Below are 23,937 nucleotides of genomic sequence, written 5' to 3' on the forward strand. Positions count from 1 at the left end.
CTCTGACATCAACTGAAGGAGTCACCCTGCAAGTTGATGATGTTTATGTACCACTGGGATTAGTTGAGCGCAAAAAACAATCCAAGCGTCAGGGCGATGTTTCTCCAGAACAGGGGTCACAACTGTACAAGGAGACAGAAATCACCAAAACATTTGAGCATGATGCTTTTCTTGAAGAAGTTCTCAAACAGAAGAACACGCCTAAAAGTAAAGGTAAGCTAATAGCAATTATTGGCGAACCGGGAGCAGGAAAGACAACATTATTACAGCAGATTGCTGATTGGGTATCTCGTGAGATTCACCAGTCAATTGTCATTTGGGTATCTTTAGCAGATTTGCGAGAGAAGGAACTAAAGTCTTATCTGTTCGAGAGTTGGTTAACTCAGGTTGCCGAAAAAACAGGTAAAGCTGAACCCACTGAGCAACTGAAGAATGATTTTGTTGCTCTGTTTAATCAAAATAATGTCTGGTTGCTGCTAGATGGGTTAGATGAAATGTCCGCATCTTCAGGTAATCCTCTCACAGAAATTGCACGACAATTCCGTGAAGTCAGGTTAATTTCTCAAGCGCGAATTGTGCTAACCTGTCGGATTAATCTGTGGGATGGTAGCATTAATGCACTTGATGATTTTGATACCTATCGCAGTTTAGATTTTTCTTATCCACAACAGGTAGAGAGATTTATTCATAAATGGTTCGCTGCTAATCGAGAAAAAGGGGAGCAGTTATGTACTGCGTTGAAAGAATCAGGTAAAGAACGGATTCAGGATTTAGTGAAAAATCCTCTGCGTTTGACACTGCTGTGCTTGAATTGGCAATCAGGAGAAGGTAAATTACCCGATACTCAAGCGGGACTCTATCAGCAATTTGTAGATGACTTCTATAAGTGGAAAAAAGACGAATTTGCTACAAACTCTGACCAGCGTCAGCAACTCAATGTCAAATTAGGGGAATTAGCGAAAGCAGCAATAGACAAAGAAGCAACCCGTTTTCGCTTGCGGGAGGATTTTGTTAGTCAGTTTTTGGGGAATGCTGATGATGAAAAGTCGCTGCTAAAATTGGCACTAAATCAGGGCTGGCTGAACTGTGTAGGCATAGATACAAATAGAAAACCTGTTTACGCTTTCTTTCATGCTTCATTTCAAGAATATTTTGCTGCTATAGCAATTGATAACTGGCATTTCTTTCTTAACCATGTTCCCAAAAATCCCAGTCAAGGAACTTATCGCATCTTTGAGCCGCAATGGAAGCAAACAATATTACTTTGGTTAGGGCAAAAAGAAGAAAACCTCAAACAGCAAAAGCAAGAGTTTATTGATGCTTTAGTTCATTTTAAAGATGGATGTCAAAAATTTTATAAATATCGCGCCTATTTTTTAGCTGCCGCAGGAATTGCAGAGTTTAAGGATTATTTCAGAGCAGATGAAATAGTAACACAAATTGTCAAGTGGACAATTGATAGTCCGAGTTCAATCAAAGAGGAAGCTAAATCAGCACTGCAACAAACAGACCGCACAAAAGTGATCGCCGCCTTGGTGCAACTGCTATCAACTAATGTGGATGACTCCACCCGTAGGCAGGCAGCAGAAAGCTTAGGGGAAATCAGCACTAGCAATGAAACAGCAATCGCCGCCTTGGTGCAACTGCTGCAATCAAAGGATGTGGATGAGGACACCCGTAGGCGGGCAGTAGAAAGCTTAGGGAAAATCGGCACAAGCAATGAAACAGCGATCGCCGCCTTGGTGCAACTGCTGCAATCAACTAATGTGGATCACCACACCCGTAGGCAGGCAGCAGAAAGCTTGGGGAAAATCGACTCTGGCAATGAAATTGTGATCGCCGCCTTGGTGCAACTGCTGCAATTAACTAATGAGGATTACGACACCCGTTGGCAAGCAGCAGAAAGCTTAGGAACAATTGGCACAGGCAATGAATTTGTGATCGCCGCCTTGGTGCAACTGCTGCAATTAACTGATGTGGATAACTTCACCCGTATTGAAGCAGCAGAAAGCTTAAGGAAAATTGACCCAGGCAATGAATTTGCAATCGCCGCCTTGGTGCAACTGCTGCAATTAACTGATGTGGATGACTACACCCACTCCACCCGTAGGCGAGCAGCAGAAAGCTTAGGGAAAATTGACCCAGGCAATGAATTTGCGATCACCACCTTGGTGCAACTGCTGCAATCAACTAATGTGGATGACGACGACATCCGTTTGTACGCAGCATCTAGCTTAGAGGAAATCGGCACAGGCAATGAATTTGCGATCACTGCCTTGGTGCAACTGCTGCAATCAACTAATGTGCATGACAACACCCATTGGTGGGCAGCATCTAGCTTAGGGGAAATTGGCACAGGCAATGAATTTGCGATCGCCGCCTTGGTGCAACTGCTGCAATTAACTGATGTGGATGACTTCACCCGTATTGAAGCAGCAGGAAGCTTAGGGAAAATTGACCCAGGCAATGAATTTGCAATCGCTACCTTGGTACAACTGCTGCAATTAACTGATGTGAATGACTTCACCCGTATTGGAGCAGTAGGTAGCTTAGGGACAATCGACCCAGGCAATAAATTTGCGATCGCTACCTTGGTACAACTGCTGCAATCAACTAATGTGCATTTCTTCATCCGTTGGCAGGCAGTAGAAAGCTTAGGGGAAATTCTACAGAATAATAAGCATCGCTTTGCAGTAGTCAAAGCTTTAAGCGGTTATTGGCAATTCAATGGTGAATACTACAATTTAGCTTGGAAATGTGCCCAGAATATGCCTTACCCCGATTTCTATCAAGCTTGGCATCAGCATAATGTTGCTACTCGTGCCATGCAAAGCTTAAAGAAAATCCTCTTCACAAGAATAATTTAACTACTTTTGCAGCAGTGACGTTACAAATCTAGTTGTGGTGGTAACGAACTTCGTCATATTTGTGGTAAATGCTTAAATCAAAGCTGTCAGCTATTTACAAATTGGTAAAATACGCACCCTAGATTGAGCTTGGTCAATAGTAACCAATGCACCTGACTCCAGTAAGGACTCAAACTGATTCAGGGCTGAAATGACTAGATTTTCGATACTGTTTGGCAAAATATCCTGAGCACGAACTTGAATTACACTGGGGGTATCAGCACCTGTTGCAGCTAACAAAGTACCGAAGTCTAAATCGTGAGTAAAGACGATATAACTGTTAGTTCTTGCCCACTCTATAATAATTGCATCTTTATCACGGGGGTTGCCAATGGTAGACCAGTGGACAGACGAAATATTGTACCTCTGAAAAACCGCAACCCAATCAGGGGAAAGGTTCATATCAATCAAAATTTTCATGCACTTTTTAGAGGCACTTCAATTTCTTCAACTCGCCATGCAGCATAGGCGAGTGCCTCATAAATATCAGCTTCTTCGAGGTAGGGATATGCTTTAAGAATATCGTTATTGCTGTGTCCAGATGCCATTAACCCAACGATAGTACCAACAGTAATACGCATTCCTCGAATGCAGGGTTTACCACCCATCACTTCTGGATTGCGGGTAATTCTGGTGAGATTTTGCATGGTTGTTACCTCGCTATGTGGGGTTATTAGATTGAAGAATTATGCAGGAGGCAGGGGGCAGGAGGTAGAAGGCAAGAGGTAAAAACATTACTCTTCCTGACGTTCACGATTGTCATTATGTGCTAACTTATATGACTACGGCTATAACTGCGTCCATTTTTTCTATTATCTGATCGTTTCACGTTAAGCATTAGAGGTTGTTTTAAATTAGATGTAGGTTGCGTGAAGCGCAGTCCAACCCAATATGGATCTTGGTGTTGGGTGTCGCAATCGCTCTACCCTACATACATCTCAGCATCATGTTGTTACTCATGCGATGCAAAGCTTAAAGAAAATCCTCTTCAGAAGAATTTGAGCAATTTTGCAGCAGCAACGTTACAAATGAAGTTCCTGTGGTAACAACAGCTTGTCCATTTGTTACCAACACAACCTGTTTGGTTACGAATGTTTATCCGTTAGTAACGAAAACTTATGCGTTCGTTACCAACACAACCTGTTTGGTTACGAATGCTTATCCGTTGGTAACGAAAACTTATGCGTTCGTCACTAACACAACCTGTTTGGTTACGAATGCTTATCCATTTGTGGCAAACGCTTATGCGATCGTTAACAACGCTTAAATAAAACTTATCAATAAAGTTATTTCGTTACCAAAGCTTATCCATTTGTGGCAAACGCTTATGCGCTCGTTAACAACGCTTAAATAAAACTTATCAATGAAGTTGTTTCGTTACCAAAGCTTATCCATTTGTGGCAAACGCTTATGCGATCGTTACAACAGCTTAAGCAAAACTTATAAATAATCATGTCTGGCACTGTATAGCTGTAGTATTGATGCTTAATCAGCGTCGGGTAGTTTACATTAAATTACACGACTGCAATAGTTCTAAAGGTTTTTTTATGAACAAGATGGTAACAGTTGTATTTGATGGAGGTGTTTTGCGCCCAGATGTTCCTTTGGATTTAGCACCTAACACACGTTACGTAATTACAATTCAAGAGTTGCCAGAATCATCGGGTGATGCTTGGGATGTTCTGGAGGCGATGACGGGAACTGTTGATGTACCCCAGGATTGGTCTAGCGAACACGATCATTATTTGTATGGTACACCGAAGCAGGCAAATCCAGACAATCCACTTGTTTTGGCTAGGACTGCAATATCCAAAGCTTTATACTGAAGCTATCCCTTTTGCTGTATCTTGGACGATTAAATCGACGACATCTGAAAAACGCCCCGTTTGTTTGTAAATTTCGCGTTGTCGTGTTGCACCATTTCCAAACTCCATCGTTCTATGTACAAGAGACGAGACTTCATCCCATTCTCCGTACTCCTCAAGCGATGGACGCACGAAACTGAGAAAGCTCTCAACCATCTCCCGTGCCGGAACAGCTTTCATAGCGCTAACGTCAATTAAATCCTCATCTAATCCATAACGTGCGGCACGCCAGTGAGCAGCACGTATAAGTTCGTGACGCACTGGGTGAAACGGTTTATCAGTTATGACTTCTTCGTAGCAAGTTCGCGCCAAAGCACGTACAAGCCCTGCTACCATTACTGCTTCGTCTACTGTCTGGCAGACATCTGTGACTCGAAACTCTATTGTTGGAAAGCGCTCAGACAAACGCACATCCCAATAAATCTTCGTCGCCTCTGCGACACTTTTTGTCTCTACTAAAACTTGTACAAGCGCTTCGTAATCGGTTAAGGACTCGAAAATCAGTGGTACTCCAGATATAGGCCATCGGCTCCAAATTCCGGTACGATAGCTTGCATAGCCTGTATCCCTACCTAACCAAAAAGGTGAAGATGCTGCCAGTGCCAAGAGTGGGGAAAGCCATATACAAGTCCGGTTCATCACCTGGATAGCAGTAGAGCGATCGCTAATTCCCACATGCACATGACAGCCAAAGATGACTAGTTCACGGGTGAGTTGTTGATAATCTCGCATCAAATCTTCATAACGTTCTTTGGGCGTGATCTGTTGTTCATCCCAATGTGAGAACGGGTGCGTCCCAGCAGCAGCAATTTGCTTACCGTCCTTAGCAGCCGCCGCAATCACTTCGTAGCGCAAACGAACAAGCTCAGAGCGTACATCTGCAAGTGTTTTACAGATGGGCGTACCAATTTCTATCTGCGATTGCTGGGCTTCTGGCTGCACCTCTGAACCAATTGCTTTCTGGGCTTTTGGAAGAATATGCTCGACACGCGAACTTAGTTCTCGCGTCGTGGGATTGATAATTTGATATTCTTCTTCGACACCAATAGTAAATTCTTCAGTCTGGGATGGCATAAATTTGGATAGTCAAGCGTATGTTTAATCAATCAACATCAGCACCCCTAGATTATACTTATATTTTATTTTCTTAAACGTTATAAACTTGAACATCATTCAATATACATGCTTACTTTAAATCTGAGGAATTTTAAGTGACAAAAAATAATAGAAAAAAGGCTGTTGCTCAAGCTATTTCCACAGCTGTTGCTCTGGGCTGGGTGATAATGCAAGTGGAATCAGCCCAAGCTGCTACTTTGACGGTTAACAATCTTGATGACAGTGGCTTTGGCTCATTGCGAGACGCTATCAACACTGCAACTAGCAATGACGTGATAGAGTTCCTATTGGGTAGTAATCCCAATACAATTACCCTGACAAGTGGGGCACTTGCGATTGCTAAAAATCTTACTATTAATGGCCCAGGTGCTAACTTACTTACTATCAGTAGCAATAATAACTTTCCCGTATTTGACATTAGTGACGCCGATGTTAAATTTTCTGGGTTAGCGATCGCTGGTAATTTCAATGCTTACAATTCTAGTAACATAACGTTTACTAATAGCTCTATTAGCGGTCACAATGTAAATATAGATAGTAATCTAAAACTTATTAATAGTACTATCAGCAGCAAGCGTTTGGTAATCAATGGTGGACTAACGGGAATCGATGATAGTAATGTAACGGCTCTCGATAGCATCACCATCGGCGGCAATTTAACTGCATCTAGCGGCAATTTAACTATCTCTACTGATAAACTGTATATTAAAGGTGGTAGCAAGAATTCAGGAGCAGCAGGCACCCTAACTATTACAACCAATGCTCTTACAGTGAGACCCGGTGCTATTATATCGAAACCAGTACCCCAACCAAGTGCGATCGCTGCTGGTAGCAATCATTCAGGAGCAGCAGGCACCCTAACTATTACAACCGATGCTCTTACAGTGAGACCCGGTGCTGTTATATCGAAACCAGTACCCCAACCAAGTGCGATCGCTACTGGTAGCAATCATTCAGGAGCAGCAGGCAACATTACTCTTATAGCCAGTGACATTTTACTGAGAAGAGTACCCGAACCAAGTGCGATCGCTGGTGGTAGCAATAATTCAGGAGCAGGAGGCAATATAGTTGTTACAGCCAGTGACGTTGTTTTACTGACAAGAGTACCCGAACCAAGTGCGATCGCTGGTACTATACTTGCTGTTAGTCTGGCTTGGCTGGCGAAGAGAAAGCAAGCAGCATTTCGCAAAGCAAAGGTATAATTACGTATTAAAATAAATTCGCAAATAAATTTAAATACTTAGCCCACGTGCACGGGCTAAGTATTTTATGGGCAATTAGTCGAATGTAATATCAATTACCTGAAACTAAATACTTTCAGGAACCTTGATTAAGCCTCAACTTTTACACCCTTCCAGAAGGCGACATGGCCTTCAATATTCTTAGCCTTCTCCTTAGCGCTGGGATAATACCAAGCAGCATCTTTATTGACTTGCCCATCAACGTCGATACTGTAGTAACTGGCAACACCTTTCCAAGGACAAGTAGTGTGAGTGTTGCTTTCAGTAAAGTACTGTTTGTTAATGGTGTCAACAGGGAAATAATGGTTGCCCTCCACAACTACAGTATTATCACTCTCGGCTAAAACAGCTCCATTCCAAATTGCTTTCGGCATAAATGACTTTGTAAATAAACTATACATATAACATTTTGACACTATCAGCTTATTTGTAGTGAATTTATGGAACCGTAACGCTGCCAAAATAGTTCAGAAGTCACGAAAAGGCAATGAGTTGGAGGATTTTCCTCTAGATATTAATTGCAATCACTTTTTTTTATCAATTGGAAAATTAAAAGCATTTGTTTCCATCATAAAGATTTTCTAGCATATTGGTATGGAAAGTTAATTACCAAAACAAAGTTGAATTTCGATTGATAGCCTTAAGCAAAAAATCTTTAGATATGTGAATAGACGATGTCTGCGGCGAGCTACGCTAATGCATCTTCTAAAAATACCTGTCAGCTAAGGATTCTATTTAGTATATCTTTGCCTCTTTGAAGTTATTACTAAACTTTCTCCTAATTCCCCATTTTTCCAATTGGGGTGAATTTAACTTACCAATTCGGGTAAATAACAAATCAACCCGTCAGGTAAACTTTCGATAAAAGATTGAGATTAAGAAAACAGTGAACTCTATTACTAGAGAAAACTGATTGCACTTTATTAATTTGAAGATAACTCTATGAAATTTATAAAATTGGTCAATTCTGCACTTATCATTACTTCTATTGCTTTCATCCCTAGAATTGCTGGCGCTCAAATAGTTAATACTAATAATGGTGGTAGACAAATAAATACAAATATTAACTCTAATACTTTACGAAAAAATTCCACAGATACTAAATATCTGCAACCCTTCAATATTGCTTTTCTAGCTTATCAAGGTTATTTAAAAGACCAGTGTATTCCTAGTGGTGGCACTTTGTTATTCAAATACCAAACCGGATACTTGACTGCGAAACATGTGGTTCAGGCTGCTATCAGGGCTAATAAGTTACCAGCGCAAGTTTTGAACGATCAAAGTTACGTCAACGCAGTCGAGTTACAGATGAGATCCTTTGGCGATACTAATGATTCACAATAGACAATTTAGGAGTGCTAGAATCAATCTTCGCATCTCTCTATAACTTTAGTATTTTTCTAATAAAAGCGTTATTTCTACATCCAATTCCCAATTTTTCAGGGCTTCTACAACAACAGAAAGCACACTCCCAATACTGTTTGGTTAAAACAAGAGACGCAATGAATCGCCGTCTCTACAATAATCAGTCTTTTTTTTCTGACTTTCTTAAATGCTTTGTTTGCAGCATTGATGGATTTATCCCGCTTTTGAGTTAATTAGGTTTGAAATAAAGTCGCACTTTTAGTAGATTTTTTATTAAGTAGCGGACTGGCGGCTCGGGTTTACCTATACTTAAAACTACATCCGACTTTTGTATCTGATGCCATAATGAAGGATGTACATTACACAACAAGTTTTTTAGCCGCTAGTGGAAATCAACAAGTTACATCCTTTACCCAAACACTGCAAGACAATATTGCATCAGGGTGTTTAGTACTATCTGAAGATTACTTTTGGACATCGCCTTTAGCTTTTTGGGAAATACCCAACTACCTCAAAAATGAGTTAGCCAATGCGAGTTTGGTTATAGTCAAAGGAGATGCCAATTATCGCCGATTATTAGGCGATGTCTACGACGGGCTGCGCCTACGCCATTGGAATTTTACTATTAATATTGCAGATATAGTCTGCTACTTATCCGTGCCAATTGGTAGTTCTAAGCACCCTGAAGTCAGAAGTTCTTGAGAAAGTAGCAAAATCTAACTTTTCTTGGTTGACAAATGGGCAGTGGGGTGTATTCAGTTGGTAGTTTAGACAATTTTGAAAAATCGAGATAATTTGTAAGACAAGTATACGTATCTTCACTACTTATAAGGTCGTCTACCCTACCTGTATCACCACAACCAGCTTAGGATAGACTAGAAGAACTTTTTAAGGAAAATGGTAGAAAAAATCACAGCTGTGTTTAATGGCAAAGTGTTCTATCCGGCTGAACCGATCGCACTGCCAATTAATACCCGCGTGCGAATCAGTATTGAAGTTTTACCGCCCAGCGAACATGAAACGGTATCATTTTTGCAAACGGCGCGATCGCTCAACCTCGAAGGGCCGCCTGACTGGTCTGCCAATATAGATAAATATTTATACAGTAAATAAACTTTTCATGCATTCTGAAGTCTTTCTTGATACATCATTTGCCATTGCCTTATCTGCACCGAGCGATCGCTTGCATGACCGAGCTTTACATCTGGCTAAAATGTTACAAGCAGCAGAAACTCGTTTGGTGACAACACAGGCAGTGATGTTGGAAATTGGCAATGCCTTATCCCAACAACCTTATCGTCAGGCGGCAATCATATTATTAAATTCTCTAGTAGCAGACTCCAAAGTAGAAATTGTTCCCCTTTCTCAGGAACTCTACGAACGTGCTTTCCAGCTATATCGCGAACGAACAGAGAAAGAATGGGGATTTGTCGATTGCGTATCTTTTATTGTTATGCAATATAGCGGCATCACTGAAGCATTGACTGCTGATGAGCATTTTCAACAAGCAGGGTTTCGAGCATTACTGCGAGAAAATTTGCCGTAAGGATTTGGGCATTGGGAAGACGCAGAGGGGCAGGGGCTAGTAAGTCAAAAGCTAAAAGTAAAAAGAAAAGAATTAAGACTTCATCAGCTCTGTTTTGCCCTTTAACTTTTGATTTTTAACTTCATCTTGGGAGCAGAGGGAAAAGAACTTAATGGCATTTTTCAGCTTAAGTTGACACCAATGACAACTGTGCGCCTTTACTGTCTTGGAATTAGAGAAGTTAGGAGTGTTAATTCCTAACTTATAACTCCTAACTCTTCACTTCAGTTTAATAAGCATCCATTGGCAAACAAGAACAAACAAAATTTCTATCCCCAAAAGCTGAGTCAATGCGACCAACAGCAGTCCAGAATTTATACTCACGAGTCCAAGGTGCAGGGTAGGCAGCTTGTTCGCGAGAATAGGGATGCTGCCATTCTCCGGTGATGAGACTTTCGGCAGTGTGGGGTGCGTTCTTCAAAACATTATCTTGGACATCCATCTTGCCAATTTCTATTTCGGCAATTTCTTGGCGAATAGAAATCAATGCATCACAGAAACGATCCAACTCTTGCTTAGATTCACTTTCTGTAGGTTCCACCATGATTGTACCTCCTACAGGCCAGGAGACAGTCGGTGCATGGAAACCATAATCCATGAGACGCTTGGCAACATCATCGATTTCGATCGCAGCTGATTTTTTGAGCGATCGTAAATCTAAAATACATTCATGGGCAACTAGACCATTTTTCCCCTGATACAAAACCGGATAGTACGATTCCAGTTTTTTAGCAATGTAATTAGCGTTGAGAATTGCCACTTTAGTAGCTTGGGTTAAACCATCTGCACCCATCATCACAATGTACATCCAAGAAATCACCAAGATACTAGCACTACCCCAAGGCGCAGCAGCAACCGCACCAATATTAGAGGGCTGAGTTGAGGTGTCAATAGTGACAACAGGATGTCTGGGTAGAAAAGGCACAAGATGAGACGCAACACCAATGGGTCCCATACCAGGGCCACCGCCACCATGTGGAATACAAAAGGTTTTGTGCAGATTCAAGTGACAGACATCCGCACCAATATCTCCAGGACGGCAAATTCCCACTTGGGCGTTCATATTTGCCCCATCCATGTAAACTTGTCCACCATGACTATGTACAACAGCACAGATTTCCTGAATTGCCTCCTCAAAGACACCGTGAGTTGAGGGATATGTCACCATTAAGGCAGCTAATTCATTGCTGTGTTTTTCTGCCTTAGCCTTCAAGTCATCAACGTCAATATTACCTTGTGAGTCACAAGCAACAGCCACCACCTTCATCCCGCACATCACCGCACTTGCTGGGTTTGTCCCGTGTGCAGAAGTGGGAATCAAACAGACGTTACGGTGTGCTTCACCCCGATTTTTGTGATATTGACGAATTACTAAAAGTCCAGCATATTCGCCCTGAGAACCAGCATTTGGTTGTAGAGAAATTCCCGCAAAACCAGTAATTTCAGCTAACCATGCCTCAAGTTGCTCAAACAGGATTTGATAACCTTGTGTTTGCGACGCTGGGGCAAATGGATGAATCTTGCCAAATTCCTCCCAACTTACCGGAATCATCTCAACTGTCGCATTCAACTTCATTGTGCAAGAACCCAAAGGAATCATTGATGTTGTTAGCGACAAGTCCTTGCTTTCCAGCCTGTGCAGATAGCGCAACAACTCAGTTTCTGAGTGATAGCGGTTAAAAACTGGGTGAGTAAGATATGTACTGGTACGGGAGAGAGGGAGATGAAAGGATGAGGAAGAAGTTAAGTCTTCTAAAGTGAAGGGTAAATCATCTGTACCAGCGAAAATCTGCCAGAGGTCGATTAAGTCTTCTGGTGTAGTTGTTTCATCGAGCGAAATACCAACAGCAGTGGCATCAAAAACCCGTAGGTTAATTTGAAGTTGTTCGCTAACTGCCAGAATATCTTTTAAATTGCGTCTTCCCAGTTCTACTCGCAGCGTATCAAAGAAATCTTTGGAACTGATGCTGTAACCCAAACGCTTCAGTCCTTCAGCCAATAACACCGTCAAGGAATGGATATTTTCGGCAATTTGCTTCAGTCCAGTAGGCCCATGATATACGGCGTACATACTCGCCATCACCGCCAGCAATACCTGTGCAGTACAGATATTACTAGTAGCTTTTTCGCGGCGGATGTGCTGTTCACGAGTTTGCAAGGCCAGACGTAATGCAGGCTTACCTTGGGCATCTTTTGATACTCCCACAATTCGCCCCGGAACCAGACGTTTATACTCTTCCTTCGTAGCAAAATATGCCGCATGAGGCCCCCCAAACCCCAAAGGAATACCGAACCGCTGAGTGCTTCCTACAGCAATATCAGCACCAAATTCTCCAGGAGGGGTCAGCAAAGTTAAACTTAAAGGATCTGCTGCTACCGTCACCAATGCACCCTTAGCATGGGCTTTTTCTATAAAAGCGCGGTAGTTGTAAATAGTGCCATCACTTGCAGGGTATTGCAGAACAGCCCCAAAAATTGGTTGATCAAAATCAAATGTTTGATGATCGTCAACAATAATCTTAATCCCTAATGGTTGAGCGCGTGTTTGCAACACATCAATGGTTTGGGGATGACAGTCACTAGAGATAAAATAGGCATTTGCCTGATTTTTACAAACACCATAGCTTAGGCTCATCGCTTCAGCAGCGGCTGTGGCTTCATCAAGTAACGAAGCATTGGCAATTTCTAAACCTGTGAGGTCAATAATCAGGGTTTGGAAATTCAGCAGCGCTTCTAGTCGCCCTTGGGCAATTTCTGGCTGATAAGGAGTGTAGGCAGTATACCAACCAGGGTTTTCTAGAATATTACGCCCAATCACAGGTGGGGTAATACTGTCGTAATAGCCCATACCAATGTATGAACGGAAAACCTGATTTTTGGCAGCAACTTTTTTTAACGATGCCAGTGCTGCATACTCACTTTCTGCTTCTGGTAACTTTAGCAGTTGCTTCAGCCGAATTGCCTGTGGAACTGTTTGGTCAATTAGGGCATCTAGGCTGGGAAACCCTAAAACCTTAAGCATTTGCTGGATGTCATCGGAGTTAGGACCAATGTGTCTTGGCACAAAACTACTTAACTTTTGATTTTTTTCGTCCAGCACTTGCTGCTCATTAGACTTGAGAATAGGGGCGTTTAATACCACAAATTACTCTCCAAATGGTACTATTTCATATTTTGCAATAAATACTCATGAGAAGTAAGTGTAACTTTTCAATTTATCTAAATTTCATGACTTATTTTCCAGTAGAATAGAAAAAGGCAGGGGAGCAGAGGGAAATTTGCTGCAAGTCTTTCCCCTCCGCCCCTTTGCCTCTTTCCTACTCTCCTTCTACTTGGGCACGATACTCATCTGCTGTCAAGGCATCTTCAACTTCGCCAGGGTCATTGACACGCACTTTCAAAAACCACCCTTCCCCATAAGGGTCTTCTGACACTTCTTCGGGAGAACTAATTAAGGCTTCATTGCGTTCTATAACTGTGCCTGTTACTGGTGAATTCAGTTCTTCAACGGCTTTTACTGATTCAATTGTGCCAAAGTTTTCTCCCCTGGTAAGAGCATCGCCAATTTCTGGCAGTTCCAAAAAGACAATATCACCCAATTCATGTACGGCAAACTCAGTAATGCCAATGGTGGCAATTTCACCATCGATTCGCACGTATTCATGAGAATCCAGGTATCTGAAATCTTGAGGATATTCAAAAGACATATCACTTCCTCTCCCTTATCAAAAAAATTATTTCCCTAACAGTCATCCAAGTCATCTCTGGTAATCAACCTTAGTGTAGTTGAATAACTCACAACACATTATTCCTCAAAAATCTCGGCGCTTATCAGTTGGCAACACGATTTTTTGACCGATAAAAGGGACGTTTAACTACAACTGCTGGATAAGTTTTGCCGCGAATTTCGACTTCTAGCTGCTGATTGACAGTTGCTAGCCGGGTGGAAATGTAAGCTAAGGCAATGGGATAACCAAGTGTAGGTGACAGGGTGCCACTAGTAATTTCTCCCACAACTTTTCCTGCAGATAGCACTTGATAGCCGTGACGGGCAATGTTACGTCCTTGGGTTTGCAAACCTACCAATCGGCGCTGCACTCCAGCGGCTTTTTGTTGTGCTAAAACTTCCCGACCAATAAAATCGCCTTTAGTATCTAAGTGAACTAGCCACCCCAAACCTGCTTCTAAGGGTGTGGTGATGTCATCGATATCTTGTCCGTACAGTGCCATTGCTGCTTCTAAGCGCAGAGTGTCTCTCGCACCAAGTCCACAGGGGATAACACCACTTTTATGGAGAGTTTGCCACAATTCTACTCCCACATTCGGGTCTACCATCACCTCAAAGCCATCTTCTCCGGTGTAACCTGTGCGGGCCAAAAAGGCAGGTTTACCTAGCAGGGTTGCTTCTAAATGTCCAAAGGCTTTGATTGGTTGTAAGTCTTCTTGCACTAATGGCTGGAGATATTTAATTGCTTTTGGCCCTTGCACGGCAATTAAGATTTTATCTGGTGAAAGGTCTTGGAATTGTAATTTATCCAGGTCAAGGTGTTGCAATAGCCATGCTTTATCTTTGCCAGAGGTTGCCGCATTAACTATGATGAATGCCTTTTGTATACCACTAGCGTCTTCACCTTGATAATAAACAATGATGTCGTCAATAATTCCCGCTTGAGGATTTAACAATACGGTGTATTGTGCTTGACCAGCTTGCAAACGACTCAAATCGGAAGGTACTAGTGGCTGGAGTTGGGAAATTAGGTTTTTACCTTGAAGGGTAAATTTGCCCATGTGGGAAATATCGAACATTCCGGCTGTATTTCTTACAGCCTCGTGTTCGCGGCTAATTCCACTAAATTGTACAGGCATTTCCCAGCCACCAAAGCTGGTAAGGCGTGCTTTGAGTTCTACACCCAGTTGATATAAGGGGGTTCGCGCCAGAGATTGGGCGTTGTCTTCTTGATTAGCCACAGGTAATTATTGCGATCGCACCTCAACATCTATCATCCTACGAGATGCTTTCTAGTTTTACAGTCTTTATGTATTGAATTGGTTATGGAGCATAGGGCATGGGGCATGAAGAAGAGACAAGGTAGACAAAAAGAGGGGGGAGACTTGGGAGAGATTTGTTCAATAATTCCCCCTTGTCCCCTTGTCCCCTTGTCCTCTGCTCCCTTGTCCCCTTCTGTAAGGTTTAATAGTTAATAGTAAAAGTGTTGAGATTTATTAAGAAGAGATTATGAAATATTGGCGACTGTTAGCTAGCTTTGTCTTAGCTATGGTTCTTTTTTTGTTTCCCCTATCTGCACAAGCTGCAAGTTCTTCCAGTATTACTCGTTCTGTGGGTAATGATGAACTTAAGGGCAAGGATTACTCTGGTCAAAGTTTAATTGGTACTGAGTTTACCAATCTCAAATTAGAGAATGCTAATTTTAGCAATGCTGACTTACGTGGTGGCGTATTTAACAGTAGCGTATTGGAGGGAGTAAATTTGCATGGTGCTGATTTTAGTCAAGGCATAGCCTATCTAACAAAGTTTAAGGATGCTGATTTTAGTGATGCTGTGTTGACTGATGCAATGATGTTGCGTTCTACTTTTGATGGCGTGGATATCACAGGTACTGATTTTACGAATGCAATTTTAGATGGAATACAAGTGAAAAAGCTTTGTGTTAAGGCAAGTGGTGTAAATTCTAAAACTGGTGTAGATACTCGCAAGTCTTTAGGATGTAAGTAGACTTTTACCCCCTCTTCATTAGCGAAGAAGAGGGGGATATTTTTTTAACGAATTACGAATTACGCGCAGCGATCGCTAGTGATATGCTTCTCTTAAAAAGCTGGCATAATTTGCCCGAACCGTCATAGTTGTCGGATGACTTATACCTAAAGTCCGTTCGCAAATTTTCAAAGCTTTCTCAAATAAGGGTTTGGCTTTCCTGTAGCGTCTTGTATAACGGTAAAGTGCTGCTAGATTGTTCAGGCTAATGGCGACATCGGGATGGTTATTTCCCAGCAGGCGTTTACTGAGTTCTAAAGCTTGCTGATACAAAGGTTCAGCTTGCTTGTAACTTCCTGTAGATTCGTAAAGTTGTGCTAAATTGTTCAGGCTGGTGGCAACATCAGGATGGTTATCTCCCAGCAGACGTTTTCTCAGTTTTAATGCTTGTTTGAGTAAGGGTTCAGCTTCACTGTAGCGTCTTGTATAACAGTACAATGCTCCTAAATTGTTCAGACTCGTGGCAACATGGGGATGTTCTTCTCCCACTAGGCGTTTCCACAGTTCTAAAGCTTGCTGATACAAAGGTTCGGCTTCGCTATAGCGTCCTGTAGATTCGTAGATTAATGCTAAATAGCTCAGGCTAGTGGCAACATCAGTATGTTCTTCTCCTAGCAGGCGTTTTCTTAGTGCTAAAGCTTGCTCAAGCAAGGGTTCGGCTTCCTTGTATCGTCCTGTAGTTTCGTAGAGTAATGCTAAATTATTCAGACTAGTGGCGACATCGATATGTTCTAAAGTAAGACGATTTTGAGTTAGTTCTAAACACCGTTGCAACCAAGGTTCTGCTTGCTGATAAAGTCCTTGACCTTGATAAAACCAGGCTAATTTGGTAAACAGAGTGATTAGATTTTCATCGTCCAGATATTCGGATAGGTGGGTTGCAACTTCTGTAATGTGCGGGATATGTGGAGTGAGGTTGAGAATATCTTCAGGGTTAAGCTGTTGCGGAATTAGCTTTGCTACCTCTAACATCATGACTGCAAATTTAGTTTTTGCTTCATCCGCTTCACTTGACTTATCCAACTTCATTCGGAAAAGTTGCCGAATCTGTGGATTTAGACGATAAATTCCTTTACTTTTCTGTTGTAGCAAATGCAACTCTAGTAAATCGGCTATCGCTTTCTCGTTGAGTTCTTGTTTTTTGTCATCTTCTACTGTCTCAACAGATAGAGGTATGTCAGCTAAAGCACACAAACTTAGCAAATAGCCAAAGCTTTGGGCATTTCCATCCAACTGTTCCCAACTTAATTCAAAGGCTTCAACTATACCGTATTCATCAGGCATCAATGAGTTAGCATTGACTACTAGTTCATGTTCCACTCGTTTTTTCTCTAGCCGCTTCAGCAGTGTTTCCAGAGACAAATCTGGCATTTTATCTAAATATCGTCCCACTAACTCTAACGCTAAAGGCAAATATCCCAAAAATTTACAAATTCTTCTGGCAACCCAAGCTTCTTGTTGCAATCGTTCCCGAACCACTAGCGATTTGAATAATTTCATCGCTGCTAATGGTTTGAGGACATCCAATTCGCTATTGTATTTTGCGCTCAGGTAAGCTTGTAACTTTTCTAATTTGTCTCGATTGTTGAAAGTAGCAAACTCAGGATTATTCTGGGCAAACTTGTCATATATCTCACCCACCCACTTTGTGAAAGCAGCAACATCAAAATTTAATTCACTGGCAAGTTTAACTTTAGTTTTACCTAAGTTTTCTGTCTGAAAATATTTTGTAAAAGCTGCCGTTTGCTCTAGAGATAAGCCATTCGTAGCAGCTTCTTTGGCTAGAAAATTAGCCCATTGCATAAACAGCTTGTAAAATTTATTTTTATTCTAGCTTTGTCTCTAAGTAGCTGGGTGGGAAAATTTATCGTTGAGATAAGGCAGGAGGCAGGAGGCAGGAAGCAGGAGGAAAAAGGGTTTTAGCCTAGTTAACTTTTCTTGACATAGTTTGATTTTATTGCACCGACTTACTTATTTGGAAGTCTCCTTTCTTTGGGCTAAAAATACCATTGGCATTGCCAATTTAGCCTCTAAGAGTGAAAGTTAGGCTTTTAAACCTAGCCGTTTCGAGTTTGGAACTCAAAACGGCTAGATAATATCTACAACGGGCTACACCTATGCTCTATTTTTCACCGTACTTTTAGATATAGGTGGGTGATTGTAGTTTGTTACTTAGCATCACAATCAAACCGCAAAGGAAGAGAGAAGAAGGAGCGTAGACGCTGTAGCGGTGAGGGGGTCGCAGTCTTGGCGGTTCCCGTCGATTGCGAACCCCCGAACCCGAAGGGCTTGTCGTCAGACATCGCTGTTTGAAGTTAGAATTGATGGGCGATCGCAAATTAGCACCGTATCTAGCTGTATCTCGCGGTTCCGGTAAGTACTATAGTTTGATATGACTGTAATTGTCCAAACAGGGGAGTACGAATAATTCCTGATGTTCTTTCAGTAGTTAAAATGGCTTCAGTTTGAACAGGAGTTTCTCGAGTCCCAATCGGTAGGTTGATACTTGGTATAAGTAAGCTCAGTTTAACTACATTTCCTCCCAAATCAGGGTTTGGTGGTCTGCTAATAATTATTGTCAGTAGTGTACCGATATCAGTAGCTAATGTCTGAATTTGCTCGCCACTGAAGTGCTTAGAAATATTTTTAGTTTTGTAATCAAGTTGTGGAGCTCCATTGAGAATTGAATACTTGATGTTAGTACCTTTACCCTCAAGTTCAAATTCATTTGGTCGTTGCACAACAATTGCTTGTGCTGGCTTTATGGATTTAGTCATCAAAAAAGATAACAGTGATGTCGTGGTTAAGCCAGTTGCAAAAGTGAGAGCAGTTTTGATAATTTGACGACGGGGAAAATTTGGGGATATGTTTTTCAGGTTCATAATCGCTAATCTAAACCATTGATAAAGATATATTTCTCTTTCTAGAAAGAGATTAGGATTGCGCTATCCGCTAATACAGTACGACGATCAGAAATACCGCTACTAGTGTCATAAGCACCCTAATATAATACTAGATTATTCAGTTAACAAAGTAGCTAAACTATAGGCTTACACCATAGGTACTACCCGACTCGATTCTCGCTAGCACATCGTTGAGCGACACATTAAACACGATTTTGAATGTACTAGGAATGTAAATAATTGTATATGGGAATATTGATCGTAATCGAGTGCGATGCCTGCGGTTCTTGCTAGCCTACGCATGAAGGCTGATACTTACTCTCTATTGCATTCGTGAGAGGTTAAAGTAATTGCACATTTGTCAAAAGTGTGCAGGAAAAGGAAATGAATCAATTCAAAATTCAAAATTCAAAATTCAAAATTAAATACAGCCACCCACAAGGGTTGGGGTTTCTACCTACCGAGTGAGACAAGGATTTTTTCGCCCACGAGGGGCGAGGTTTTAAACCTAACTTTTTTCATCAATCCAGCTTGGTGACTGGCTTTCGCAGAGCTTTGACCACTCCTAAATCTTGATTTTCTTTAAAGTTGATGCGACAAAATAAGCTATTACGCGAAGAAAATTGCACATTAACTAGTGAAGGTTGTCCTTTGTCATTTGTTCTTTGTCCTTAGAGGATGTTTGAAAAGTCATGATTGATGTATTAAATATTTTTTACCCCACCCTAACCCTCCCCGTATGTATTGGGGAGCCACTGCGTTAGGCGGGCAATGCCCGACTTGAAGCAAGTGGCGTCAGGGAACTAGATTTCTTTTTTCCCCCTCCTTGGCAAGGGGGGATTAAGGGGGGTAATGCGATTTGTGTGTACACCGTAGCCTTATCAGGACTTACGCAAAAATCACGAAAAACGTTAATTTATCGAACCGCCAAGACGCCAAGAACGCCAAGAATTCGTAGAGTGTGCGTAAGTCCTACTTATAAAGGGGAAGGAACCGGATTTTCTTGTTTCCCCTCTATACATTAGTCACATCTTTCTTAACAAAAAAATGAAATACTAGAAATTAAAATACCAGTTGTTCATTTTTAATTCTCCAGCCAAATAAAAATAAATTTCTGATGACAACATTAAGTGGTGTTCCAGTTCGTAAGCGATCGCACTTGAGCATCTGAACCTCAAAGTTGAGCTTCTGAACCTCGAAATTGCACCTTTGAACTCAAAATGGCTATACGATGTCTACGACAGGCTACGCCTACGCACTATTATTAGACTGTACTATTTGGTGTGTAGAAGGCGATCGCTGCTAAAGTTTGAACTACAACTGTTGTGTGGCATCAATTTGATGCGATTTTGTGAGAAAGGGTGCGATCGCTAAAGATATGCTTCTCTTAAAAACCTTGCATAATTTCCCTGAACTGCCATTGTATCGGGATGATCTACACCTAAAGTCTGCTCACAAATTGCCAAAGCTTGCTGATAGAGGGGTTCGGCTTTGCTGTGGCGTCCTGTAGAACTGTAGAGTGCTGCGAGATTGTTCAAGATAGTAGCGACATTGGGATGGTTGTCTCCTAGTAAACCTTTTTTCAGTTCCAAAGCTTGCTGATACAGGGGTTCGGCTTCGCTGTAGCGTCCTGTAGATTTGTAGAGTGCTGCGAGATTGTTCATGCTATGGGCAACATCGGAATGGTTGTCTCCCAATAAGCGTTTTCTCAGTTCCAAAGCTTGCAGATGCAGGGGTTCGGCTTCGCTGTAGCGTCCTGTGGAACGGTAGAGTTGTGCGAGACTGCTCAGGATAGCGGCGACATCGGGATGGTTGTCTCTCACTCTCAGTAAGCTGTACAGTTCCAAAGCTTGCTCAAGCAAGGGTTCAGCTTCGCTGTAGCGTCCTGTAGAACTGTAGAGTAATGCGAGATTATTCAGGCTAGTGGCAACATCGGGATGGTTGTCTCCCAATAAGCGTTTTCTCAGTTCCAAAGCTTGCTCAAGCAAGGGTTCAGCTTCGCTGTGGCGTCCTGTAGAACGGTAGAGTTCTGCGAGATTATTCAGGCTAGTGGCGACAAGGGGATGGTTGTCTCCCAGTAAGCGTTTGTACAGTTCCAAAGCTTGCTCAAGCAAGGATTCAGCTTCGCTGTAGCGTCCTGTAGAGCTGTAGAGTGCTGCGAGATTGTTCATGCTATGGGCAACATCGGAATGGTTGTCTCCCAATAAGCGTTTTCTCAGTTCCAAAGCTTGCAGATGCAGGGGTTCGGCTTCGCTGTAGCGTCCTGTGGAACGGTAGAGTTGTGCGAGACTGCTCAGGATAGCGGCGACATCGGGATGGTTGTCTCTCACTCTCAGTAAGCTGTACAGTTCCAAAGCTTGCTCAAGCAAGGGTTCAGCTTCGCTGTAGCGTCCTGTAGAACTGTAGAGTAATGCGAGATTATTCAGGCTAGTGGCAACATCGGAGTGGTTATCTCCCAGTAAGCGTTTACTCAGTTCTAAAGCTTGCTCAAGCAAGGGTTCGGCTTCGCTGTAGCGTCCTGTAGAACTGTAGAGTAATGCGAGATTGTTCAGGATAGTGGCGGCAAGGGGATGTTCTAACCCAAGACGATGTTCAGCTACCTCTACACATCGTTTGTACCAAGGTTCTGCTTGCGGATAAAGTGCTTGACCTTCATAAAATCTGCCTAAGCTTGTGAAAGACCAAATTAAATCCTCGTCACTGAGATATTGGAATAGGTGGGTTGCAACTTCTGCAAGGTGGGGGATATGTGGAGTGAGGTTGAAAATATCTTCACGGTTAGGCTGTGGAGGAATTTGCTTTGCCTCCTCTACCATCATCGCTGCAAAGGCAGTTTTCACCTCATCTGCTTTGCTTGACTCATCCAACTTCATTTGGAAAAATTGCCGAATCAGTGGATGTAGACGATAAATTCCTTTACTTTGCCATTGTATTAAATGCAATTTCTGCAACTCAGCTAAAGCTTTCTCGTAGAGTTCTTGTTTATCGTCATCTTCTATCGCCTCAACAGAAAAAGGAATATCAGCCAAAGCATACAAACTCAGCCAACAGCCTAAGCTTTGTGCATTTTCATCCAACTGTTCCCAACTCAATGCAAAAGCTTCAGCCACACCATATCCATAACGCATCAACGGGTTAGCCTTGGCAATTGCTTCGTGTTCCAGTCGCTTTTTCTCTAGCCTTTTTAGCAGTTTTTCCAGAGACAAATCTGGCATTGTATCAAGATATCGCCCTACTAACTCTAACGCCAAAGGTAAATATCCCAAGAATTTACAAATTTTTCTCACAACCCAAGATTCGCTTTTGAGTCGTTCTCTATCAACCAGCGATTTTAATAATTTCATCGCCGCCAATGGTTTGAGAATATCTAAACGTAATTGCGGCAATGTTCTATCAAACCCCAGGCGCGTTGTCAGCAAGACTTTAAACCGGGGTGATTCCGGGGGTAAATAAGGCTGAACCTGTTTTTTGTAGTCGGTGACATCATCAAAGACCAGCAGCACTTCACCTTGTTGCCAATTCTGCCAGCAGTATCTCAGCCTATCTGTTAATTCCCAGTCATCCGGTGCAATGAGTTTAAATTTTAATTCTGAAAATCTGAGAATCTGAATTCCGATATCGATTCCCTGTGCTGATAACCAGCAAACCCCACCTTGATAATTCTGCAAATGCTGTTTAGCGTATTGAGTAGCAAGTTCAGTTTTGCCCACACCACCCATACCCGCCACAGCTACAATTGCAACTTGCCGAGATGTTTGTAATTGCTGGTGTAGTTTTTCTAGTTCCGCCTCACGTCCCACAAATTTTTCAAATGGAACAGCAGCGGGAATATTTTGATGAATTTCTTTAATTGTGGGGTGGGCATCTTGCCCGCCATTATATTTGTTTGTCAAGCAAGCCCGTAACTTTTCTAGCTTACCCCGACCTTTAGAATTGGCTAACTCAGGATAACTCTGGGCGAACTTGTCATAAACCTCAGTCATCCGCTTTTTCAACGCAGCCGCACCGATGTTCAATTCGCTGGCAAGTTTTGCCTCACTCTTCCCTGAGTTTTCAGTCTTTAACCGCTCTACAAAAGCTGCCGTTTGCTCTGAGGATAAGCTATGAGTAGCAGCTTCATTGGCTAAAAAATCAGCCCATTGCATAGACAGCTTGTGAGATTTCTTCTCAATTCTACTTAATTTCTACCTTCTCTTTACTTTGTCTCCATTTCTAGGGAATCTCCTCTTCTTCTGGCAGAAATACGATTTGCATAGAAACATTTAGAAGAGATTCAGCCGTGAAAACTGCCTTAACAACTCCAGTCAACGCTAATCAAACCACCCAAACTTCGCAATTAATCCCCACCTCACCAACATCCGTAGAGAATCCATCTACCTGGATGCGAGACGGATACAGCCCTACTGAAATTATTCTGGCGGTGGCAATTTTAACTTCATTGTCGATTGGGGGAATTGCTTCTGTGATTGTGGCGATTACGGGTTTAGTTAAAAGTTTAGTGCCTGTGATGGTGCGCCCAACAAGGGAAAAAACTAAGTAGGGACACTGGCAAAGCCAAATTCTTTGCTTCGTTGCTATTAGCCTCGAAATCAATTCCGAGGCTAATAGCCTAAGTCCGTTCAAACGGACTAAATTTAGTTAATTTGAGTCAGTTAAAACTGACTTCTGCTGTTAGCCTGCGATTTGAATCGCAGGCAGGCTATTGATTTCACTAAAATCTTGGTTAACTACTCACCATATCAGAGAGCAAGAATTCTGTGTTAGCGTTCGCGCAGCGTTCCGCAGGAAAGCTCACTGATGGTATCGCCCGTCACTTGAGCTTTTGAGCCTTTGAACCTCGAAGTTGAGCCTCTGAACCTCAATGTTGCGCCTTTTATCCTCGAAGTTGCACTTTTTATCCTCAACGTTGCGCCTTTTATCTTCAACGTTGCACCTTTTATCCTCAACGTTGCGCTTTTTATCCTCAACGTTGCGCTTTTTATCCTCAACGTTGCGCCTTTCAGCCTCGAAGTTGTACTTTTTATCTTCAACGTTGAGCCTTTTATTCTCGAAGTTGCACCTTTTATCCTCAACGTTGCGCCTTTCAGCCTCGAAGTTGGGATTTGCTACTCAAAACAGCCAGATAAATACTCTATCTCTTCTGCCTCCTGCTCCCCTGCTCCCTTGCCCCCTGCCTCCTAATT

21 protein-coding genes and 1 pseudogene are annotated in these 23,937 nt (G+C 42.2%); 12 read left to right on the plus strand and 10 right to left on the minus strand.

Annotated elements, in window-relative coordinates; translation table 11 throughout:
- The first annotated feature begins 53 nt into the window (after nt 1-53).
- Entirely contained in the window at nt 54-2,867 is a 2,814-nt protein-coding gene (locus V7K56_RS23680) for a HEAT repeat domain-containing protein (RefSeq protein WP_334914222.1), read from the plus strand.
- 90 nt (nt 2,868-2,957) lie between these two features.
- Here V7K56_RS23680 and V7K56_RS23685 read toward each other — a convergent pair whose 3' ends face one another.
- Both V7K56_RS23685 and V7K56_RS23690 read right to left on the minus strand, forming a co-directional pair.
- Nucleotides 2,958-3,326 (minus strand): DUF5615 family PIN-like protein, encoded by a 369-nt coding sequence (locus tag V7K56_RS23685; RefSeq protein ID WP_334914177.1) that lies wholly within the window; start codon nt 3,324-3,326, stop codon nt 2,958-2,960.
- Nucleotides 3,323-3,553 carry a DUF433 domain-containing protein gene (locus tag V7K56_RS23690; RefSeq protein WP_292779210.1) on the minus strand — a complete coding sequence of 77 codons (231 nt, stop codon included), beginning with the start codon at nt 3,551-3,553 and terminating at the stop codon, nt 3,323-3,325. Before V7K56_RS23690 ends, V7K56_RS23685 begins: the two co-directional genes overlap by 4 nt.
- Nucleotides 3,554-3,945: 392 nt before the next feature.
- Here V7K56_RS23690 and V7K56_RS23695 point away from each other — a divergent pair, with 392 nt between their 5' ends.
- A complete protein-coding gene (locus V7K56_RS23695; protein WP_334914179.1) occupies nt 3,946-4,173 on the plus strand; it encodes a hypothetical protein in 228 nt (75 codons plus the stop codon).
- Nucleotides 4,174-4,453: 280 nt separating this feature from the next.
- Nucleotides 4,454-4,732 (plus strand): antitoxin family protein, encoded by a 279-nt coding sequence (locus tag V7K56_RS23700; protein WP_334914181.1) that lies wholly within the window; start codon nt 4,454-4,456, stop codon nt 4,730-4,732.
- Here the strand turns inward: V7K56_RS23700 and V7K56_RS23705 are convergent.
- Nucleotides 4,724-5,845: a carboxylate-amine ligase gene (locus tag V7K56_RS23705; protein WP_334914183.1), complete on the minus strand. Its 1,122-nt coding sequence runs from the start codon at nt 5,843-5,845 to the stop codon at nt 4,724-4,726. The genes V7K56_RS23700 and V7K56_RS23705 overlap by 9 nt on opposite strands.
- Before the next feature lie 137 nt (nt 5,846-5,982).
- Between V7K56_RS23705 and V7K56_RS23710 the strand changes: the two genes are divergently transcribed.
- Nucleotides 5,983-7,089, plus strand: coding sequence for a PEP-CTERM sorting domain-containing protein (locus tag V7K56_RS23710; protein WP_334914185.1), 1,107 nt, complete (start codon nt 5,983-5,985; stop codon nt 7,087-7,089).
- Nucleotides 7,090-7,217: 128 nt separating this feature from the next.
- Here the strand turns inward: V7K56_RS23710 and V7K56_RS23715 are convergent, their stop codons facing one another.
- Nucleotides 7,218-7,502 carry a DUF427 domain-containing protein gene (locus tag V7K56_RS23715; RefSeq protein WP_334914187.1) on the minus strand — a complete coding sequence of 95 codons (285 nt, stop codon included), beginning with the start codon at nt 7,500-7,502 and terminating at the stop codon, nt 7,218-7,220.
- Between the two features lie 568 nt (nt 7,503-8,070).
- Between V7K56_RS23715 and V7K56_RS23720 the strand changes: the two genes are divergently transcribed.
- From V7K56_RS23720 to V7K56_RS23735, 4 genes and pseudogenes are all read left to right on the plus strand, one after another.
- The gene (locus V7K56_RS23720; RefSeq protein ID WP_334914189.1) at nt 8,071-8,472 is read left to right on the plus strand and encodes a hypothetical protein; all 402 of its coding nucleotides are present in this window, start codon (nt 8,071-8,073) and stop codon (nt 8,470-8,472) included.
- A gap of 279 nt (nt 8,473-8,751) precedes the next feature.
- Nucleotides 8,752-9,259, plus strand: a pseudogene (locus V7K56_RS23725) (ARMT1-like domain-containing protein); the annotation flags it as partial.
- A gap of 131 nt (nt 9,260-9,390) precedes the next feature.
- A complete protein-coding gene (locus V7K56_RS23730) occupies nt 9,391-9,606 on the plus strand; it encodes a hypothetical protein (RefSeq protein WP_334914191.1) in 216 nt (71 codons plus the stop codon).
- Nucleotides 9,607-9,613: 7 nt separating this feature from the next.
- A complete protein-coding gene (locus V7K56_RS23735) occupies nt 9,614-10,039 on the plus strand; it encodes a type II toxin-antitoxin system VapC family toxin (protein WP_104906391.1) in 426 nt (141 codons plus the stop codon).
- A 268-nt stretch (nt 10,040-10,307) separates the two neighbouring features.
- Here the strand turns inward: V7K56_RS23735 and gcvP are convergent, their stop codons facing one another.
- The 3 genes from gcvP to gcvT form a co-directional block, all read right to left on the minus strand.
- Nucleotides 10,308-13,220: an aminomethyl-transferring glycine dehydrogenase gene (gene gcvP, locus V7K56_RS23740; RefSeq protein ID WP_334914193.1), complete on the minus strand. Its 2,913-nt coding sequence runs from the start codon at nt 13,218-13,220 to the stop codon at nt 10,308-10,310.
- 175 nt (nt 13,221-13,395) lie between these two features.
- Nucleotides 13,396-13,785 (minus strand): glycine cleavage system protein GcvH, encoded by a 390-nt coding sequence (gene gcvH / locus V7K56_RS23745; protein ID WP_289797706.1) that lies wholly within the window; start codon nt 13,783-13,785, stop codon nt 13,396-13,398.
- Between the two features lie 124 nt (nt 13,786-13,909).
- On the minus strand, nt 13,910-15,046 hold the full coding sequence (gene gcvT / locus V7K56_RS23750; protein ID WP_334914195.1) for a glycine cleavage system aminomethyltransferase GcvT: 1,137 nt from the start codon (nt 15,044-15,046) through the stop codon (nt 13,910-13,912).
- A gap of 268 nt (nt 15,047-15,314) precedes the next feature.
- On the opposite strand from gcvT, the gene V7K56_RS23755 reads away from it, so the two are divergent.
- Nucleotides 15,315-15,812 carry a pentapeptide repeat-containing protein gene (locus V7K56_RS23755; RefSeq protein ID WP_334914197.1) on the plus strand — a complete coding sequence of 166 codons (498 nt, stop codon included), beginning with the start codon at nt 15,315-15,317 and terminating at the stop codon, nt 15,810-15,812.
- Between the two features lie 75 nt (nt 15,813-15,887).
- Here the strand turns inward: V7K56_RS23755 and V7K56_RS23760 are convergent, their stop codons facing one another.
- Together V7K56_RS23760 and V7K56_RS23765 are read right to left on the minus strand one after the other, a co-directional pair.
- Nucleotides 15,888-17,654, minus strand: coding sequence for a tetratricopeptide repeat protein (locus V7K56_RS23760; protein WP_334914199.1), 1,767 nt, complete (start codon nt 17,652-17,654; stop codon nt 15,888-15,890).
- A gap of 548 nt (nt 17,655-18,202) precedes the next feature.
- Nucleotides 18,203-18,733 carry a hypothetical protein gene (locus V7K56_RS23765; RefSeq protein ID WP_334914200.1) on the minus strand — a complete coding sequence of 177 codons (531 nt, stop codon included), beginning with the start codon at nt 18,731-18,733 and terminating at the stop codon, nt 18,203-18,205.
- A gap of 1,230 nt (nt 18,734-19,963) precedes the next feature.
- On the opposite strand from V7K56_RS23765, the gene V7K56_RS23770 reads away from it, so the two are divergent.
- Complete coding sequence (locus V7K56_RS23770) at nt 19,964-20,128, plus strand: hypothetical protein (RefSeq protein ID WP_334914201.1); 165 nt, start codon at nt 19,964-19,966, stop codon at nt 20,126-20,128.
- Here V7K56_RS23770 and V7K56_RS23775 read toward each other — a convergent pair.
- A complete protein-coding gene (locus tag V7K56_RS23775) occupies nt 20,125-22,899 on the minus strand; it encodes a tetratricopeptide repeat protein (protein ID WP_334914203.1) in 2,775 nt (924 codons plus the stop codon). The two genes, V7K56_RS23770 and V7K56_RS23775, sit on opposite strands and share 4 nt — an antisense overlap.
- Nucleotides 22,900-23,033: 134 nt before the next feature.
- Here V7K56_RS23775 and V7K56_RS23780 point away from each other — a divergent pair, with 134 nt between their 5' ends.
- On the plus strand, nt 23,034-23,294 hold the full coding sequence (locus tag V7K56_RS23780; protein WP_334914205.1) for a hypothetical protein: 261 nt from the start codon (nt 23,034-23,036) through the stop codon (nt 23,292-23,294).
- Between the two features lie 290 nt (nt 23,295-23,584).
- Nucleotides 23,585-23,935 carry a hypothetical protein gene (locus V7K56_RS23785; RefSeq protein WP_334914207.1) on the plus strand — a complete coding sequence of 117 codons (351 nt, stop codon included), beginning with the start codon at nt 23,585-23,587 and terminating at the stop codon, nt 23,933-23,935.
- Nucleotides 23,936-23,937: the final 2 nt, after the last annotated feature.

The organism is Nostoc sp. (genome assembly GCF_036917535.1).
In the GTDB taxonomy this organism is placed as follows: Bacteria; Cyanobacteriota; Cyanobacteriia; order Cyanobacteriales; family Nostocaceae; genus Nostoc.

Excerpts from the sequence above, each read along its gene's own strand:
- V7K56_RS23685 (WP_334914177.1), bottom strand. The coding sequence starts at position 3,326 with ATGAAAATTTTGATTGATATGAACCTTTCCCCTGATTGGGTTGCGGTT.
- V7K56_RS23690 (WP_292779210.1), bottom strand. The coding sequence starts at position 3,553 with ATGCAAAATCTCACCAGAATTACCCGCAATCCAGAAGTGATGGGTGGT.
- V7K56_RS23700 (WP_334914181.1), top strand. The coding sequence starts at position 4,454 with ATGAACAAGATGGTAACAGTTGTATTTGATGGAGGTGTTTTGCGCCCA.
- V7K56_RS23705 (WP_334914183.1), bottom strand. The coding sequence starts at position 5,845 with ATGCCATCCCAGACTGAAGAATTTACTATTGGTGTCGAAGAAGAATAT.
- V7K56_RS23715 (WP_334914187.1), bottom strand. The coding sequence starts at position 7,502 with ATGCCGAAAGCAATTTGGAATGGAGCTGTTTTAGCCGAGAGTGATAAT.
- V7K56_RS23720 (WP_334914189.1), top strand. The coding sequence starts at position 8,071 with ATGAAATTTATAAAATTGGTCAATTCTGCACTTATCATTACTTCTATT.
- V7K56_RS23730 (WP_334914191.1), top strand. The coding sequence starts at position 9,391 with ATGGTAGAAAAAATCACAGCTGTGTTTAATGGCAAAGTGTTCTATCCG.
- V7K56_RS23735 (WP_104906391.1), top strand. The coding sequence starts at position 9,614 with ATGCATTCTGAAGTCTTTCTTGATACATCATTTGCCATTGCCTTATCT.
- gcvH (WP_289797706.1), bottom strand. The coding sequence starts at position 13,785 with ATGTCTTTTGAATATCCTCAAGATTTCAGATACCTGGATTCTCATGAA.
- V7K56_RS23755 (WP_334914197.1), top strand. The coding sequence starts at position 15,315 with ATGAAATATTGGCGACTGTTAGCTAGCTTTGTCTTAGCTATGGTTCTT.
- V7K56_RS23760 (WP_334914199.1), bottom strand. The coding sequence starts at position 17,654 with ATGCAATGGGCTAATTTTCTAGCCAAAGAAGCTGCTACGAATGGCTTA.
- V7K56_RS23765 (WP_334914200.1), bottom strand. The coding sequence starts at position 18,733 with ATGAACCTGAAAAACATATCCCCAAATTTTCCCCGTCGTCAAATTATC.
- V7K56_RS23775 (WP_334914203.1), bottom strand. The coding sequence starts at position 22,899 with ATGCAATGGGCTGATTTTTTAGCCAATGAAGCTGCTACTCATAGCTTA.